This window comes from Glycocaulis abyssi, assembly GCF_041429775.1.
Classification (GTDB): domain Bacteria; phylum Pseudomonadota; class Alphaproteobacteria; order Caulobacterales; family Maricaulaceae; genus Glycocaulis; species Glycocaulis abyssi.
In genome coordinates, this window is the sequence record NZ_CP163421.1 from 633,029 (window position 1) to 649,745 (window position 16,717).

The 16,717-nt window shown below is 60.9% G+C and carries 14 protein-coding genes; 3 read left to right on the forward strand and 11 right to left on the reverse strand.

Translation table 11 applies throughout. From position 1 onward, the window contains the following. The 5 genes from AB6B38_RS03180 to AB6B38_RS03200 form a co-directional block, all read right to left on the reverse strand. On the reverse strand, nt 1–1,710 hold the full coding sequence (locus AB6B38_RS03180) for a heparinase II/III family protein (protein ID WP_371394294.1): 1,710 nt from the start codon (nt 1,708–1,710) through the stop codon (nt 1–3). After that, the gene (locus AB6B38_RS03185) at nt 1,707–2,522 is read right to left on the reverse strand and encodes a formyltransferase family protein (protein ID WP_371394295.1); all 816 of its coding nucleotides are present in this window, start codon (nt 2,520–2,522) and stop codon (nt 1,707–1,709) included. The genes AB6B38_RS03180 and AB6B38_RS03185 overlap by 4 nt, the downstream gene beginning before the upstream one ends. Beyond that, the gene (locus AB6B38_RS03190) at nt 2,519–3,625 is read right to left on the reverse strand and encodes a hypothetical protein (protein ID WP_371394297.1); all 1,107 of its coding nucleotides are present in this window, start codon (nt 3,623–3,625) and stop codon (nt 2,519–2,521) included. Before AB6B38_RS03190 ends, AB6B38_RS03185 begins: the two co-directional genes overlap by 4 nt. Nucleotides 3,626–3,773: 148 nt before the next feature. Next, complete coding sequence (locus AB6B38_RS03195; RefSeq protein WP_371394299.1) at nt 3,774–4,487, reverse strand: class I SAM-dependent methyltransferase; 714 nt, start codon at nt 4,485–4,487, stop codon at nt 3,774–3,776. After that, complete coding sequence (locus tag AB6B38_RS03200) at nt 4,484–6,610, reverse strand: bi-domain-containing oxidoreductase (RefSeq protein WP_371394301.1); 2,127 nt, start codon at nt 6,608–6,610, stop codon at nt 4,484–4,486. The genes AB6B38_RS03195 and AB6B38_RS03200 overlap by 4 nt, the downstream gene beginning before the upstream one ends. Nucleotides 6,611–6,786: 176 nt before the next feature. Here AB6B38_RS03200 and AB6B38_RS03205 point away from each other — a divergent pair, with 176 nt between their 5' ends. Then, nucleotides 6,787–8,136, forward strand: coding sequence for a DUF2793 domain-containing protein (locus tag AB6B38_RS03205; RefSeq protein WP_371394303.1), 1,350 nt, complete (start codon nt 6,787–6,789; stop codon nt 8,134–8,136). Here the strand turns inward: AB6B38_RS03205 and AB6B38_RS03210 are convergent. Beyond that, nucleotides 8,114–9,457, reverse strand: a complete 1,344-nt coding sequence (locus AB6B38_RS03210; protein ID WP_371394305.1) for a hypothetical protein — start codon at nt 9,455–9,457, stop codon at nt 8,114–8,116. The two genes, AB6B38_RS03205 and AB6B38_RS03210, sit on opposite strands and share 23 nt — an antisense overlap. Nucleotides 9,458–9,490: 33 nt before the next feature. Then, nucleotides 9,491–9,952, reverse strand: a complete 462-nt coding sequence (locus tag AB6B38_RS03215) for a glycosyltransferase (RefSeq protein ID WP_371394307.1) — start codon at nt 9,950–9,952, stop codon at nt 9,491–9,493. On the opposite strand from AB6B38_RS03215, the gene AB6B38_RS03220 reads away from it, so the two are divergent. After that, nucleotides 9,899–11,076, forward strand: a protein-coding gene (locus tag AB6B38_RS03220; protein ID WP_371392216.1) for an IS3 family transposase whose coding sequence is annotated in 2 segments (ribosomal slippage) — nt 9,899–10,151 and nt 10,151–11,076 — 1,179 coding nt in all. Because the reading frame shifts where the segments join, the coding sequence is not laid out codon by codon here. The genes AB6B38_RS03215 and AB6B38_RS03220 overlap by 54 nt on opposite strands. Before the next feature lie 13 nt (nt 11,077–11,089). Here the strand turns inward: AB6B38_RS03220 and AB6B38_RS03225 are convergent. The 4 genes from AB6B38_RS03225 to AB6B38_RS03240 are packed head-to-tail and all read right to left on the reverse strand — an operon-like array spanning nt 11,090 to nt 15,619. Then, on the reverse strand, nt 11,090–11,971 hold the full coding sequence (locus AB6B38_RS03225) for a hypothetical protein (RefSeq protein WP_371394309.1): 882 nt from the start codon (nt 11,969–11,971) through the stop codon (nt 11,090–11,092). Further along, complete coding sequence (locus AB6B38_RS03230) at nt 11,968–13,224, reverse strand: O-antigen ligase family protein (RefSeq protein ID WP_371394311.1); 1,257 nt, start codon at nt 13,222–13,224, stop codon at nt 11,968–11,970. The genes AB6B38_RS03225 and AB6B38_RS03230 overlap by 4 nt, the downstream gene beginning before the upstream one ends. After that, complete coding sequence (locus AB6B38_RS03235; protein ID WP_371394313.1) at nt 13,221–14,288, reverse strand: glycosyltransferase family 4 protein; 1,068 nt, start codon at nt 14,286–14,288, stop codon at nt 13,221–13,223. The genes AB6B38_RS03230 and AB6B38_RS03235 overlap by 4 nt, the downstream gene beginning before the upstream one ends. Then, nucleotides 14,285–15,619, reverse strand: coding sequence for a lipopolysaccharide biosynthesis protein (locus AB6B38_RS03240; RefSeq protein ID WP_371394314.1), 1,335 nt, complete (start codon nt 15,617–15,619; stop codon nt 14,285–14,287). Before AB6B38_RS03240 ends, AB6B38_RS03235 begins: the two co-directional genes overlap by 4 nt. Before the next feature lie 268 nt (nt 15,620–15,887). Between AB6B38_RS03240 and AB6B38_RS03245 the strand changes: the two genes are divergently transcribed. Next, nucleotides 15,888–16,673: a metallophosphoesterase gene (locus AB6B38_RS03245; protein ID WP_371394315.1), complete on the forward strand. Its 786-nt coding sequence runs from the start codon at nt 15,888–15,890 to the stop codon at nt 16,671–16,673. Nucleotides 16,674–16,717: the final 44 nt, after the last annotated feature.

The following is a 16,717-nucleotide window of genomic DNA, read 5'->3' on the forward strand; positions in this document are numbered from 1 at the left end:
TCAGGCGCTGGCGCGACGCGGCGCGGCTTCCAGCCTGAGCTGGTAATGCCACTTTCCCGGTGCGGTGCCGTAATCGAGAACCAGTTGCCGGGTCGTGATCTCGCATCCGAAATCGGGCCACCATGGCGCGTCCTGAATGCTCACCTGCGCGGTCCGGGCATCCAGGCGCAGCGCTGCCCGGCCAGCCCTGAGGAGGAAGTGATTATCGTCCTCTTCGATGATCTCCACATCAGGGTGCAACAACAGGCGAGAGACAGCGCGCTGGCCTTTGCCGCCGGTGATCTCGTCGCACACATTGATCACCCCGTTTCTGCCTGCCGAGATCATGCGGCGATGGATGGGTGAACCGCCCAGCTTCGCATAGCCGTCGTGCCGGGCATCGACCATTAGCGTGTCATCAATTGTTGTGGCTGCATGCACCGTCACCTGCGGCCGCCGGCCCAGCCGGAATGCAGACCAGAACTCGCCCTGATCCTCGTCATCCAGTGTCAGCGTATTGTGGGCCGTTGTTGCACGCGAATGTGCGCGTCTTGGTCCGGCATTGTATTCAAACACACCGGTATCCACGATCATCCGTTGAGGCCCAAGCGTAAGCTCGTACGAAAACACGTCCCCCTGGGCATGGGCCGGCAATCCGTCGGGGCCAAGCCTGCCTGCATCATAGATCAGGAAGATGTCCGGCGTGCGCATCACGTGGTATCCCGCATCGCGATACTGGCCCGAAGCCTGCGTGTCCGGCCAGCGCCCCAGCACTGTCTCGAACGCGTCCTTCAGGGCGCCATATGAGACGGTCATGTGCAGGCCGCCATCATTGAACAGCGACACAAACCCATCAGGATGGATCACGTCCGCTGCGGCTTGCGCCATCTTTCCCAGCGTGGTTTCCAGACGCGTCCGCAGGGCGCTTGCAGGCATAAGCCGGTAGCAGTCGAGAAGGTCTGCCAGGACCTGGCAGTGATAGGCCGGTGACAGCTCAAAATGAAAGCCGTCGGGCAGGATCTGCCTGTCCAGCTCGCGCGCCAGCAGTTTTCCGGCCGTCTGTGTGGCCTTGCGGGACAAGGCGCCGTCAAAAAAGCGCCCGCACCAATAGAGCGCCCGGATATTCTTGATGAGGTGGTTGCCCCCGATATCTTCCTCCAGATTGGCGAGGAGAAAGCGGGCCTGCTCGGCGATGGAGGCGGTCAGGCGCGCTGCGAAGGCGCTGTCCAGCCGCCCCTGCCGGCGCTGGTATTCGGCCATCCACGCCACGAGCCTTATCGACATCGCATAGCTGTTCCAGCTGTCCATCCAGTATTGCGGTGTGAAGGGGCGGTTCTGCTCGATCCAGTCAGTGACCAATGCCGCGAAGTCAGCGTCGCCAAGATGATGGGCGTAGTCGAAATAATGCAGGTTGAGCTTCCACAGCCGCGTGCCGGTGTTCAGCTCTGCGTGATGCCAGTCGACAGGGAGCGTGAATTGCCGGGGCGCGTTCAGAAGGTCGAACGTGTAGCGCCCGTCTGTCACACTGACTTTGCCATGAGCCCCGACAAGAAACGGCGTGGGCAGATCGTTGGCGAGCGGCGGCACGGCCCTGTTCGGGGGCCGCTTGATGGCAGGAAACCGCGAGGCGAGCGTTGAGAGCGTGCGCCGCTTTGCCATCAGGCTGGCGCGATGCATCAGCTGGCGGATGGGTGTGTGCTGCACAGTTCGCAGGAAGCGGCCTGAAATCATCCCTGTTGCACCATTTCTTGCTGCCTGGAGATCAGTTCGGGCAGGCGCAGTTCTAGAACCTCGCGTAGTGCAGGGGCCAGAACGAAGCATTGCCGTTCCGGTTCGCCGGGGCTGGAGCAGGGCACAGCCGCCTTGCCGCATGCGGCGGCATGGATATGGCGCGTCAACGCATCAATGCCGGCGACGACGCATCGCTCGCGCAGGGCGTCGACCTTGTCACCAGCGTGCGCCTGGACCGCAATGCGTTCCAGTTCCGGGCCGGTATCAATACCCTCATCGATATGGTGCACGGTGACGGCCAGCGGATGCCCCAGCAGCAGGCTCCATTCACATGCATTCATGCCGCGTATCGCCGGTAGCGGACCGGAATGGGCGTTGAGGACATGGCGTCCTGCTGCTTCAAGGAACGGACGCCTGAGAATGCCGCCGCCGGTATAGCCCGCGACCGACGGACCAAGTTGGGAAACGATCCGCACCGCCGCCGGGGAGTTGATGTCACGCACGCTGGCGCAGCGCACATTCCAGCGGCGGGCCCAGCTCTTCAGGGAGCGCTCTTCGGCCAGCCCGGCATCACGCAGATACGCGCGCAGGGGCGATGATTGCCCCGCGGAACCTGTCCGGCCCTTGCCGGCGGCATAGCGCAATATGGCGGGCAGGCCCCGGGTGCGCAGAACGGTGCTGATACGGGCCAGTGAAAGCGGATAGGCGATGAGGATCAGGTCAGGCGGCGTGCCCAGCCGGCGAAGCTGCTCCGCGATGGCAATCGCGTGGGGTGCTTTGTCGTAACCCGCAATGAGCAGTATTGGCTTCACGGGGCGATCTCGCGTTTTAGCCGGGCTGACAGCATCATCAGCGCATCGGCATGATATTTTGCTGCCCAGTTCGGGTAGCGCATGAACATGTAACGCCCCCAGGGTGGCGATGAGCCGGCTACGGCGCCGCGCGTGCCGGCCAGACCAAAACCGGTCTGCTGGCGTGAACAGACATAATCGGTGAGCTTGGCAGCGCTGTTGACCAGGCGCAGATCGGATTTGCGTTCCTCCACCCTCAAAAGACAGAGCGCGATCTGCGCGTTACCTGTCAGGCAGGAATACCAGGAGACCGCGCTCCAGTTGTCGCGATAGGCGCCCGGCAGCCTGCCGTTCGCCAGTTCCGCCTTGCGGGCGAGCTTTTCCAGTGCCGCCATGCACGGCTCGCCATAGGCATCCCAGGCGTCCAGCACTTGCGCGCTCTCGATGAAGCCGCGCAGCGTATAGGCGATAGTATGGGTGAAGGCGGGGCGGCCTTCGTCAAACCCCCAGCCTTCGATCAGGCCGCTGGGAGCGCGCCGCCCCATGATCCGTGCCAGAACGCGGCTGGCACCATCGCGGATTTCATCGTCACCGGTCAGCGTCCATGCTTGCAACATCGGCCAGGCAACCTGGGAGTAATAGCTGGGATTGACGCCTTCGCGGTAATTGCCGATCTGCCAGCAGCCGTCATCGCCGAGTGTCTGTGTCAGCCATAACGCTCCGTGCGTGGCGGCTGCGCGCCAGCGCTCGTCTTCGGTGTTGTGCGCCAGGGCAACCATGCCGTCGAGGATCTGGGCGGTGTTGAACACGCTGGGTTGCCGGGAGCTTCGCGATGTCAGCAGCCCGCCTGGCCACCAGCCCGCCTCGTCCTGCAGCTCCAGCAGCCATTCTCCCAGTTGCAGCGCGCTCGCGCGCAGGGAGGCATCGTCAAGCGCCGATGCCGCGTCCAGCAGGGTGGGGATGATATAGCCGCTGGTTTCCGGGTAGGGCGCGGACCACCCTCGTAGAGGTGAGTAATAGGCCGATGAGCCGCCCTTGCCATGCCGGATGGAGCGGACAAGCCAGTCCAGCGTGACGCGTAGATGAGCACTATAGCGCTGAAGGGAAGGCGGCGAAGCAGGCATTGCGATCAGGTGCTTTCAGGTTTGCCAGTCGTGTGTCAGGCATGGTCGAAGTCATCGTCTGTCATTTCAAGGCGTTTGCGGCACATTCGATCGTCACGCGGCTGACTTCGATGATCCGGGCCGCAATTGGGGAGGTTACATCACCCGGTCACTCCGGCTTGCGCAGCGTGGCTATCAGCAGGATGCGAAGGTTCTTCAGAAAGCCGGCGAGATTGACGGTGCGCTCATAAGCAATCCCGGCGGCGTAGGTGACCGGCGACAGGCGCATGTATTCCGGCCGCCCCTCTACCAGTTCAAGCTGTTCCAGCTTGAACCCGGTCGCAACAGCGAGCTGGCGCACCTTTCGCGCGGAGTTCGCCCTGTAGCGCGTCGGGAAGGTGTCGGCCTCTGCGCGTCCGCGCTTTCGGTTGATCCACTGGTGGAACCCATGCGGCGTCGCCTGCGCGATCAGGGGCATGTAGTGGAAGCGGTTTGGCGTCTTGAACAGGAAGAGCCCGCCGGGCTTCAACACCCGGAAAATCTCGGCAAAAACCGTTGCCGGATCGTCGAGGTGCTCAACGACATTGTCGGAGAAGACAAGGCCGAACCGGCTGTCCTCGAACGGGATGGCGCCAGCATCGGCCACGCGCCCCTCGTCGAGATAGGGATTGGCGGCGACGCGTGGATCGAGATCAACCCCGCAGACCCGGCGGGCAATCCCCCGGAAATTCATCATCTCGATAATGCCCGCGCCTGCACCGACATCGAGAATCTCGGCATTATCGGGCATCGCGGCGAGGATGCGTTCGCGAAACAGGATGTTGTCCCAGTTGCGGGCAAAGCCGGGATAGAAGGTCCGGTCCATCCATGCGACGGCGCTCATCGGTGAATGCTCCCCGCGCATTCAATCGTCACGCGGCTGACTTCGATAATCTCTTCCCGGCCGATAGGCGCTGTTCCACCGTCGCGGATGGACTGGACGAACGCGGCGGCGCAGGCCCGCTGGCCCTTGTCCTGATTGAAGCTGGCCATCCGGGAGAAGCCCGGCCAGCCCCAGCCTTTCAGCGCGCGGAAATTATCGAGCTGAAGCACGCGCCCCGCCGTGAAGACCTCGACGCGTTCCTTGGGGAAGCTCTTATGGCCATTGGCCAGATAGTGGATCGAGGCAATTGATCCGTCGGCAAATTTGAGGGTCAGCGTCGCCCTGCCGGTACTGGCCGGACTACCGGGTTCTGCGCCGAGGCTGGCCGCATCAGCGGACACGATGGCATGGCCTGTCAGATGGCGCGCCAGATCAATGAAATGGCAGGCTTCGCCGATAATGCGCCCGCCGCCAACGGCGGTGTCCTGGATCCAGTGGCCGGCGGGAATGTCACCGGCATTGACGGTGATGATGATGGCTTTTGGCGCGCTGACCGTGTCCAGCAGCGCCTTCATCTTCACCGTGTGAGGGGCGAAGCGACGGTTGAAGCCGACCATGAGCTGCTGGCCCGGCCGGGACGATATCTCCGCTTCGATGTCGGCCAGCTCGTCCAGTGTCAGACAGAGTGGCTTCTCGCAGAAAACGTGCTTGCCTGCGCGCAAGGCGGCGAGCACCTGTCCGGCATGGGCGTCGTGGCGCGTGGCGATGACGATTGTGGAAATGTCCGGGTTTTCAAGGATTTCGGCCACATCAGTAACCGCCTGACGGAAGCCGAACTTGCGCCCGAAATGCACGGCGCTGATCCCGCCGCCGCTGGCGAGCGTGTGAAGCTCTGCTCCTGCCGCCTTGAAGGCCGGGATGAGCACCCGCCCGGCATAATTGCCGGCCCCCAGAACGCCAATAGTGGCAGCGCTGCCGGATGGCGCGCCATCTCCTGCCAGCGCCACGCGGCGGGTCATGCTTGAGGATGCGCCGTCCTCCGCCTGCGGATAGTCCAGCAATATGCCCAGCGACGGGTCGCCAGAGGCCAGAAGATCCATCGCCATGCGGCCGTTGTCGATATCGAACCGGTGGGAGATGAGCGCGGACGGGTCAAGCGTGCCGACGGCCATCATGTCCAGTACGGCCTCGAAATTGCGCTGTTCGGTCCAGCGCACGAAGCCCACGGGATAGTCCTGCCCTCCCTCTTCATAGGCTGGATCATAACGCCCCGGCCCGTAGGAGCAGGAGACCTGAAAGCTCAGCTCCTTCTCGTAGAAATCGGCGCGGCTAAGCTCCAGCCCCGTCACGCCGACCAGCACGATGCGTCCGCGCTTGCGGCACATCCGCGCCGCCTGCGAGACCGGCTCATTGCTTTTGGTAGACGCCGCAATGAGCACCGCATCCACGCCGCGCCCGCGCGAGAAGGCGTTTGCCCGGGCCAGCACGTCCTCGTCAGCGCCCGGATTGACCGTCTCTGCGCCGAACCGCCGGGCGAGGGCGAGGCGTTCGGGGTCGAAATCGATCCCCATCACGCGGCACCCTTGCGCGCGCAGCATCTGCACGGTCAACAGCCCGATCAGCCCGAGGCCCGTGACGACCACGCATTCGCCCAGCGTGGGGGCGGCCAGGCGTATGCCCTGCAGGCCGATGGCCGCGAGTACGGTGAAGGCCGCCGCGTTGTCACTCACCTCGTCAGGGATAAGCGCGCACAGGTTTTGCGGGACGGCGACTATGCCCGCGTGCTGGCCGTTGGAAACGACGCGGTTTCCGGCGGCAAAGCCCGGCGCGCGGCTCTCGATCACCGTGCCGACATTGCAATATCCCAGCGCCAGAGGCTGATCGAGCTTGGACTGGACCGCATCGAACGTTGCCAGCAGGCCATCGGTGCGGACCTTCTCCAGCACCATTTTCACCTTGTCGGGCTGCTGGCGGGCCTTGTCGATCAGGCTGGCCTTGCCGAACTCCACCAGCATGCGCTCGGTGCCTGCAGAGACAAGCGTGCGCGAAGTTGCGATCAGCACCTGGCCCTTGCCCGCACGCGGTGCAGGCACGTCGGCGACTTCGGTCGCGCCAGTCTTAAGCGATTGCAATAGCTGTTTCACACGCCCGCCCCGCCTGCTTGCCCCGCCTGCTTTCTTGCGGACAGGAAAGGCAGCTGTCCAGTGGGCGGAGGGTGAAAATCGCGCATGAGAGCGAGAAATTCGCAAAATCAATCCGGCTGGGGCGGTTTTGAGCCGAAAATGGCGGCTTGTCGAACCAGAGACAGGGCCGCCGACCCATGCAAACCTCATCCAATCTGAACCTGCCCTTCCTGATGCCTGCCCAGGCGCAAAAGCACGTCACCCACAATGAAGCGCTTCAAATGCTTGACGCTCTGGTGCAGCTGGGCGTGGCCAGCCGGCAATTGTCCACGCCCCCTGAAAGCCCGCTAGCCGGCGAGCGCCATATCGTGGCGGAGGGGGCAAGCGGAGTATGGGCCGGTGTGCCAGCCGGTCATGTGGCGGCATTCCAGGACGGGGCATGGCAGGTTTTCGCGCCGCAGACCGGCTGGATCGCCTGGATTGCCGATGAGGGTGTGGCGCACGTCTTTGATGGAGAGGGCTGGAGCCCGTTTACCGGAACCTCCATCAATCCCGCGCCCATGGTGGGCGTGAACACGGACGCGGACGAGACCAACCGGCTGGCGGTCAAATCCGATGCCGTGCTGCTCAGCCATGATGATGTCACGCCCGGCAATGGCGGTGTGCAGCTGAAACTGAACAAGGCCGCGCCCGGCGACACGGCCAGCGTGCTCTACCAGACAGGCTGGTCCGGCCGCGCCGAATTCGGCACGGCGGGCGATGATGACTTCCACATCAAGGTCAGTGCCAACGGATCGGACTGGCACGAGGCGCTGGTGATAGACCGCGCAAGCGGCGCGGTTGCCCTGCCGAACACGCCGCCAGCGGCCAATAGTTTCAACCTGCTCAAAGATGCCGGCCGCTTTGCGGGCAGCCCGGAGCCGCAAAGCGCGGTTGTTTCCGGTTTTGAAGCGCCGGCCTATATCAACCCGGTCAACGGCGCGGATATCAGCGCAGGCCCGAAATACATCTACAACAATAGTGATTACGGTGGCAGCGCAGGCACGCTGGACCCGGATATCGACGCGCTGATCTCCAAGCTGAAAAACGCCGGTTCCCGCCGCTTTGGCGTCGAGTTCTTCGCCCTGCAGATCACCGCAGGCAGCGGCACCAGCACGGCGCGCACGATAGACGGCATCACGCACTACCTGCCCTTCACCACGCCCCAGGTGCCGCTTCCGCCGGAGCTGAGCTTCAATGTTCATGTGCTGGTGAAATCGGGCAGTGTGGGATGTGCCATCCCCAGCTCTCCCAACGCGCTCTATCTGGATGGTGTGAGGTTCACAGCTCCGCAACGCATCCTGCCGGAGGATGGCTGGAAGCAGGTTACGCGCCGGATGAACTGGAGCCCGGCAAGCTTCCTCGGATACGACAATATCGCCCACCAGATTTTCACTACGCCCGGCACCGTGTTCTGGCTCGCCGCGTTTACGGCCACCCCCGGCCTCCTGCCCATGGCGCCAGAGCGCTATTACGGCGTGATCCCTAGTCTTGAGGCGTGGCGGTAGGGGGTACTTTCAGCGAGATTTTTCCTGCCTGGGTTCGAATGGCCGATGGTATGAGCTTTATCGACCAGGTGATATCGAGGTCGTCCAGATCGAATGCCCGCCGGATCTGCTCCGCTGTCTCCTGGCCGCTCTTCGGAGTGACAAGAAGAAGCGCGCTTCCCGGCTGGGATTGGGCGACCTGGATATGTTGAATTCGTTCAAAAGCCCTGTGGTGGCGTCCGAATATTATCGCCGTAAGGGAGTGACGCCGCCCGGTTCTATCAGTGATGAAGTCGCCAATCCGCCCATCAACCACTCTGAACGCAAGGCCGCTGGAGCTCGTCGAAACGGGTTCGATGATGTCGCCCGTGTCATATCGGATAAAAGGGTGGGCTAGATTGCTGTACGAGGTGCAAACGAGGCGGAACTGACCTCCGGTTGGCGCGGGTACGGCTTCAACGTAGCCATATGTAGGAAGCGAGCGGTAAACACCTTCAGCGCTCATTCCGGCGAGTGCCGCCATCTCGCTATGCCCATACCAGCTAAGGACATTTGACGACAGTACACGCCTAATCGGTTGATAGTAGACGTCTGCTGGATATTCAGATCCTAAAAGCACTCCGTGCAGGCCCGCAAGAAACTGTTCCTTCGCCGCGCCGTCGGCCTGGTCCAGGATATTTGCGAACTCCGCAACAAGGCTGGGATATCCGTGTATCCAGCGGATATGAACACGATTGAACGCCAATACGTAGTCTCGCACGTCCTCCATATCAGCATTGGCGTTTACAACCAGCTCGTTATGAACCGCATTGTACCGGACAGGTATGGAGCGATCGAAATGCTTCCCGCGAAACGTGAGCTTCAGGTGGTGCTTGCGATACCCGCGTCTGTACCAGAGGTGGTGCATATGGGCCCATTCCCGGGCAAAGGCGTTGGTCTCGACCTGAAATACAAGCGGCTCGCCGGAGGTTCCTCCGGTGTTCACGGTCATTCCTGACCGCCACGTGCGAGATTCGTTCCCGGAATTTTGAAAGTCCGCTTTGCTCACGATCGGTAGTCGCTCGAAGTCGGCGAAGCTTTCAATTGTGCCCGTGCTTGCTCCGTAGAGATTCCGGTAGAACGGCACGTTTTGCTGCGCGAGTGAGACGATCTGTGTAAGGCGGGCCAGCGTCCACCTGTCCCGCTCCGCAGTGCTGAGCTTTTCATAGCGCCGTATCGCATGTCGATGAAGGGTGTAGGAAGGACCCAGCCGCAAGGCGAAAGGCAGGTGCGCCAGCGGAGCGCCAATAGAAATCGGCACGTTCTCACCGAGAGATTTTAGCTTATGTATGATTTTGGACATTATCGGCGCACCGATGAATTTTTTTCATTTGCATTACGGTTGCTTCAGCATGCGTCTATTTTGATCAACGGCGGGAATTTGATTTGATTTATATAGATAGTATTTCGTGGCGCTAACATTTCTTTCGTGTCGAATTTCGTTGCTATCTTGAGACATGCTTTCTATGACCGCAACAAATTCGCTGGGGTGGTCCAGCGAGAGCGCCCAGCCAGCGTTGTGCTCGCCAACATCGTTCCACGGTGTTTGGTCGGAGATCAATACTGGCGTTCCTGCGCTCAGAGATTTGGCGATTGCGTGCCCAAAATTTTCTCCGCGACTGGGTAGAAAAAACGCATCATATTTCGAAATTGTGCTTATTACCAAGCTGTGTTCTATATGCCTGACCCAGCCCCGTGAATTCCGGCCATTGAATGGTAGAGTCCATCGAAAAGAGGATGGACCATGCGCAAGAGCCGTTATTCGGAGGAGCAGATCATCGGCATGCTCAGGGAGCACGATGCTGGTGTGAGCACGAAGGAGGTCTGCCGCAAGTACGGCATCTCCGACGCGACGTTTTACAAATACAAGGCGAAGTTCGGCGGCATGACAGTATCCGATGCCCAGCGCCTAAAGTCGCTGGAGCTGGAGAACAACCGGCTGAAGCGGCTTCTGGCCGATGCGATGCTGGACAATGCGGCCCTGAAGGACCTCGCCTCAAAAAACTTCTGACGCCCGACGTCAAGCGCCAGGCCGTGCACCACATGGTGACCAGGCACGGGCTGAGCGAGCGTCGGGCGTGTGCCCTTGCAGAACTTGATCGCTCCACGTTCCAGTATCAGAAGCGTTCTGGTGGTGATGACGCCTTGCGAGCTCGCTTGCGCGATCTGGCAGGCGAGCGCCGCCGGTTCGGCTATCGTCGGCTTGGCATCCTGCTGGAACGGGAGGGTCTTTATGCGAACCACAAGAAGGTCTACCGGCTCTACCGGGAAGAAGGGCTGGCGGTCCGTCGGCGGCGTGGCCGCAAGCGGTCGGTTGGAACCCGTCGCCCGATACTGTTGCCTGCGGCGGCGAACCATCGCTGGAGCCTCGACTTCGTCTCCGACGCTCTAATCGACGGGCGGCGCTTCCGGACGCTATGCGTGGTCGACGACTTCACGCGAGAGGCCTTAGCCGTCGTGGTCGATACCTCGCTGTCAGGCGTGCGCGTGGCCCGTGAGCTTGATCGTCTGATCGAGCGGCGAGGAAAGCCGCGCATGATCGTCAGCGACAATGGCACCGAACTGACCAGTCACGCGATCCTGCGATGGCAGAAGGACAGCGGTGTGGAGTGGCATTACATCGCACCCGGAAAGCCCACCCAGAACGCGTTCGTGGAAAGCTTCAATGGCCGGTTCAGGGACGAGTGCCTGAACGAACACCTGTTCTCCTCGCTCGGCGAAGCGCGCGACCTGATCGAGGCATGGAGGATCGACTACAACACCGAGAGACCGCACACCGCACTCGGCGGGCTCGCACCTTGTGTCTACGCCGAGCGAACACGTCACCCCCGGCCCGGTTCGCTTGAGCTACGCGCAAGCGCCGCTCACCGGGCCTTGACCAACCACATCAACCCAGAAAGAAAGGCGAACAGACTCTACTAACTCACGGCCCGGATCACGGGGCTGGGTCATGCCCCTTGTATCTGCATGTTATGTTGTTTGGCAAATTCCCCATTAAATTTTTGCATCTAATCCAATAAGAATTGTCATTTATGCTGCCATATATATCAAAAATAACTTTGCACTTTGTCTGCGCAAGGACGGAAATCGCAAAATCAAGGTTCTTCATTGGAGATATACGCGATAGGAAGCATAATCGAATTGGATCCCCTGTTGACCGTGTCTCCAGCTTCGTTGAAGGTGCTGTTTCTGTGAGCGGAATGTCCATTGCAACGTGAACGTCAATTTCCGATAGTTTCAACGCGCAGAGAATATCCGTCCGCTCAGATTCTGTGGAAGCCTGCCAGACCACTTTGTTGTGAAGGCCAATTGGCCGGACTAAAGCCATGAAGGCGGCCTTTTTCTTGGCTTTTAACTTTAACGCTCCCGCAGAAAATTCCCCGCGCGGCGCAAGGATGCAACGCTTCTCTGGGGCAACCCGCAAGCGGCGGGCCAGAAGAGGCAATGTTGTAAACACCGGATCGAAAAAGCTATTCAAATAGAGCGCGTTGTGCGGCGTTGTGCGTAGTATTTGAGCGATGCTCAGAAAGTCGCGTTTGCTGGGGGGCAGGTACAGAACGTGGGCTTTGCCGCGCGGAATCCATGTCGAAGGGGCGGGGAGGCCGGGGTAGGGCTTGGTATCAATGGAATCGCGATCCGACGTCACAATACGAAAGTCAAACTCGTCTCCGAGAGCTTCAACCAAATTGGCGATGCTCCGAATTGGCCCCCCTGCTTTATATCCGGGCAGATAGTGGCGAACAAAAGTAAGCACGGTCGGCCGCATGTCGTTGTTCCCTTTACGGCGCTCTGCGTTGACCGCCCGGCTTTTGGTCATTTGCGAATGGTATGCATGGCCAAGCCGACGGCTGTCCATATAGAAACTTGGTTTCCAAAAGACCCAAACATTACACCTGGCTCTACCATTGAGATCACGACAACGAACGTGATCAGTGGGCGAAACTCGTTGACTCGCAAGATCACGCGTGAAGCCCAGAGGAAAATGAAGACCGCAGGAAGAAATGCCATGAGGCCACCCTCTGACAGAAATGCGAGCCAAGCATTATGCACTGCTAGAATTTCGCCGCTTTGCCGGTAGGTCCAACTCGCCTCTACCCCACCTCCCACGACGGGATTTGCCGCGAAAGTCTCAATGCCGGTGATCCAAGTTGTAAGCCGTCCAGTGGTGGCCTGATCAACGACCACAAACCAGTCCGAGTTGGACTGAATATTGAAAAACCGCTCAGACAGAATCCCCGCCGACACCAGATAATCGGTAGCTAAAACTGGTAAAAGAACCATTCCGGGTACGAGTAAAATCCGCAAGCTGCCCAGTTGCCGCATGGTCAGCACGGCAAGGGCGAAAGCTGCCATCGCGCCAAGCGCAGCGCCCCGGCCGCCCATCGCTGCGGGAGCAAGAACGGCAAGCGTCAGAACGGCAAGGCCCAGCCATTGCCGGTTGCGGCCAATGAGAATGGTGCCGAGCAGAATCAGGGCCATACCCGATCCGGTGCCCCAACCAGTTCTGGTAAAATGGAAACCAACAGTTGACGTTGCCATCCGTTGAAATCCGGAGAGCTGGCGTTCCTGAAGCTGCAAACCTTCAGCTGGAGGGCGAAAGTCTGGGACAGCACCGAACTTCGCCAGAAAGGCATAAGCGACGGCGAGCGCTATCAGTCCGAGCGGCAGGGGCAAGTATTTGAGCAGGAGCGCTACCTGTTCGCGGCGCAAGGAGCAGATTGCCAGCACCCAGGCCATGGGCGCCAGAAAGCTCAGTGCCTGATAGGTAGCATATTCCGCAGAGCCGTTTATCTGGAAGGCGATAAAGTTCAGCGTGGCTGCCACTATGAAAGGAAAGGCGATACCAAGCTGGATGAAACGCATGCCCGACACCAGAATAGCCAGTCCCACAGCCCCGAAAAAGGCAGCATTCTTGACTGCGGCCATCACTGGAAGCGGGATGCCCGGGAGCCAGTAAATGGGCGCGGTGGCGATGAGAACGCACGCTGTGATCAGGAATAGCCGGAAAACCAGGGTCCGGCTCGCGCGGCCTTGCTGGCCGAAGACATCCCGAAGTGCGTAGGCTGTCATGGGGTGCCGTGCTCTCTATCTGCGCGTTTGTGCGGCCCATGTGACAGGGCGTAATTAATGGCTTCCAGAATCCGGTCGCGCATGGCTTCTGCCGTCAGCGTTTTCTTGTAAAGCGCCAACCCGGTCCGGCCGAGCTCCTCGGCTTTGTCGGGCTGGGTGGCCAATTCGAGCAGGATTTGCGCCAATTCGTCGATAGAGCGATAGGTGCGACCAGTATAGCCATCGATCAGGCACTCGTATTCCGGCGCCTGGCTGATGTCAGCACGGGCTACAATGGGAACCCCGTGTCCCAAGGCTTGTGGCGCGCTCAGGCCGACATGGCCGGTAACAAACGCTATGGCCTCGGCGAAAAGCTCTGCGATTGCCGCCTCATCGCGTATCTCACCGTGAAATTCGACCTTGTCTGAAAGACCAAGTTGTTGGGCGACAGGCGCGTAAGCTGCCTCCGCTCCTGGTCCAGCGAGCGTCAACCTGATGTGGTCGGGCAGTTGGTCCTTGATAAGGGCAACAGCCCTCAGAACGTCATCTACTCTTTTCAACGTACGGGGTGTGCCTAAGTTTAGAAAAGTGCGTCGCCCTCGCTGGGGCGCCCCGCCCACCTTAACCGTGTTGCCTGTAAAGAATACTTTCGCGCCTATCGCTCCTGTTCTTATAAGTTGTTGTGCATTTGCTTGTGTATAAACGAGAGTCGCAACAGCTCGATTGTGAAGCGATCGACGCAAAACGGCTGCAATTAGGCTGGCGCCATACCCTTGAGTAAAAATAATAGTTTTTTTAGGGTATAGCATTGTATAATAATAACTGTTCAGATTGCGGCCATCGAAGCCGGTGATGATGATGTCATAGTTTGCAATTTTAAGCGGAAATCTATTATAGAGGGTGGGGCCAAGTTTAACGCTACTTCCTCTAATAGTGTTAAAACGTACATTTTCGATGGTGCCAAGTTCATCAACAAATGCTACGTCTAGGTCCACATGTTCGGTCAGCAGGTTGAATACCGGCACGCGGTAAGCAGCGAGCTGGTTCATTTGTATCAGTACACGAGTGCGGCGTTCAGCCATCATATCGGTCCCATTTTCAGTTTCAGGCTGCGCTGCAGGATAAGAGAGGTTGCCACGACCCAGCCGGTCAGTGCCAGCGTGGACGCAATGGCTACGCCGGTGCTGCCAAACTGCGCGGCCAGAACCGGGCCGAGCAGGAGTAAGATCACCACACCCGCCCCCTGCATAAGGGCGACCAATGTCGTGCGGCCGGTGAGGTTGGCCAGGTTCGTCACCGAGCCGAACCAGGCATTGACGAACCGTCCGGCACACAGGATCAGCGCCAATAGCCATGCCTCGCGGCCTACCGCGCCAAAGGCAAGCTCGAACAGCCAGGGGCCGGTCAGAAGCGGCGCGAAGGCAAGCGCGTAAAACCCCAGCGCCAGCCGCGAGGAGGACCGGGCCAGCCTCTGCAGGGCGGGCAGGTCGCCGCGCTGGTGGGCAATGGCGATCTGCGGACCGTAGATCAGATTGGCGAAGATCACCCCGGTGGTCAGCAATGTCGCGTATTGCAGGGCGGCCTTGTAGGCCGGTACCGCCTCCACCGCCACAGCATGCGAAACGACGAGGATGTCGAACGTGCTGAGCGCGGTCGACACCAGGCCGTAGGCCAGCAGGGGGCCGTAAGCCTTGAAATAGGGCCGGTAGGCCGCGAGCCCGCTGCGCGTGAAGCGGGCTGCGCGCCACGGCCCCATCGCCGCCAGCACCGCGCACACCGCCAGCAGGACCGCGCCATAGGCCGCGCTGAGCGCTGGAAAAACGGCCAAACCGGCAAACCACAGCGCCAGGGCCGCAATCGCGAGCCCCGCCGGCCGGAGCACATTTTCCGGCACGATGGCCGCGATCACCTTGCCATTCACGCGCGCCAGCCCGCCAAGGAAGATCATCGCCCCGCTAAGGGCGGCCACTACGGCGAAGACCCATGCCTCGCCCAGTGCCATGCCGCTCAAGTCTGATGCCAGCGGATGAGCGAGCCACACAATGCCCGCCAGCAGGGCGATGGCCGCTGCGCCGAAGAGTATCAGCCGCCCCAGCGCCTCGCGGTCCCCGTCCGCCTTGTGAACCGAGCCAAACCGGATCGCCAGCATCAGGAGAGGCCCCAGCGCTGCACCCGCGACGAACTGGGCGGCGGCCAGGAAGACGAAGAACTCGCCGGCCGCGTCCACCGGGAAGAGGCGCACAATAGCCGCAACGGAGATCAGGCTGCCGACCGCGGCAAGCCCGCGCAATACGGTCAGTCCGGCGATTCTGGCAGCCTTGGGGCTGCGCATTGCGGTCTGCAAATACACCCACAGGACACGCAAGCGCCCGCCATTTGGCGTGTGCTGGCCTGGTGTGTTCCCGGTATCGTGCATCTATCCCCAAATGGGCGCTGCGCCCAGATAATGGCAGGCTGCAAGATGCAAACCGGCAGGGCCGGTCAGCCTGCGCCCGAGCGCGGTCCCTCGCCGGAAATCTGCCCCTTTGCCAGCGCCGGACGCCACCCCTCCTGTCTGCGGGACGATTTGCCGGAACCGGCGTAATGTCAAGGAATTGCTCGCTCCGGCCCGTCAGATTCCTGTCTCCGGCCAGACTGGCCAGGGGTGCGTTGCGGGGCTGGGGCCTGCGGCCTATACATGACCCATGTTCAGACGCCTCGCCTCTCTCTTCGGCCTGCAGGCTGGCGCCGCGGGCCGTGACGCCCTGCCAGCGGGCGTGCGCCTCTATGCGGTTGGCGATGTGCACGGTCAGGACGATCTGCTCGACATGATGCTCGGGCGTATCCGCGCAGATGTCGAGGCCGCTGGCGGCAGCGTGCAGTCCACCATTGTGATGCTGGGCGACTATATCGATCGCGGGCTGGGGTCGGCGCGCGCGCTCGAACGGCTGTCGACCCTGTCGGACATGCCCTTTGCTGTGCGCTTCCTGAAGGGCAACCATGAAGAGGCCATGCTGGACTTCCTGGCCGATGCATCTGCTGGCCCCGCCTGGGTGCAGTATGGCGGCGGCGAGACGATGGCGGGCTATGGCGTGAAGCCGCCATCGGCGCAGGCCGGCGCAAGTGCCTGGCAGGACGCGCGGGCAGCACTGATCGAGGCGATGCCGGGCCATCACCGTACATTCCTGGAGCGTCTGGAGCCTTATGTGGTGGTGGCACCCTACATATTTGTCCATGCCGGTGTGGACCCGGCAAAGCCGCTGGCGGCACAGACAGAGCGGGATTTCTACTGGATCCGGGAAAAATTCCTCAATTCCTCCCGCCGGTTTGAGTACACGGTCGTTCACGGGCACACGCCTGAGCAGGATTATTACCATGATGACCGCCGCATCGGGATCGATACCGGGGCCTATCTGACGGGCGTCCTCACGGCCGTCCGGCTGGAGGGCGGGACCGTAACTTTCTTGCAATCACGGCGCGGGGAACGCTAAATCAGAAGCCTTGCCGCTGGCATGGTGCGCAAAACCGTCATGCT

Excerpts from the sequence above, each read along its gene's own strand:
- AB6B38_RS03180 (WP_371394294.1), bottom strand. The coding sequence starts at position 1,710 with ATGATTTCAGGCCGCTTCCTGCGAACTGTGCAGCACACACCCATCCGC.
- AB6B38_RS03190 (WP_371394297.1), bottom strand. The coding sequence starts at position 3,625 with ATGCCTGCTTCGCCGCCTTCCCTTCAGCGCTATAGTGCTCATCTACGC.
- AB6B38_RS03195 (WP_371394299.1), bottom strand. The coding sequence starts at position 4,487 with ATGAGCGCCGTCGCATGGATGGACCGGACCTTCTATCCCGGCTTTGCC.
- AB6B38_RS03205 (WP_371394303.1), top strand. The coding sequence starts at position 6,787 with ATGCAAACCTCATCCAATCTGAACCTGCCCTTCCTGATGCCTGCCCAG.
- AB6B38_RS03210 (WP_371394305.1), bottom strand. The coding sequence starts at position 9,457 with ATGTCCAAAATCATACATAAGCTAAAATCTCTCGGTGAGAACGTGCCG.
- AB6B38_RS03225 (WP_371394309.1), bottom strand. The coding sequence starts at position 11,971 with ATGACCAAAAGCCGGGCGGTCAACGCAGAGCGCCGTAAAGGGAACAAC.
- AB6B38_RS03230 (WP_371394311.1), bottom strand. The coding sequence starts at position 13,224 with ATGACAGCCTACGCACTTCGGGATGTCTTCGGCCAGCAAGGCCGCGCG.
- AB6B38_RS03235 (WP_371394313.1), bottom strand. The coding sequence starts at position 14,288 with ATGATGGCTGAACGCCGCACTCGTGTACTGATACAAATGAACCAGCTC.
- AB6B38_RS03240 (WP_371394314.1), bottom strand. The coding sequence starts at position 15,619 with ATGCACGATACCGGGAACACACCAGGCCAGCACACGCCAAATGGCGGG.
- AB6B38_RS03245 (WP_371394315.1), top strand. The coding sequence starts at position 15,888 with ATGTTCAGACGCCTCGCCTCTCTCTTCGGCCTGCAGGCTGGCGCCGCG.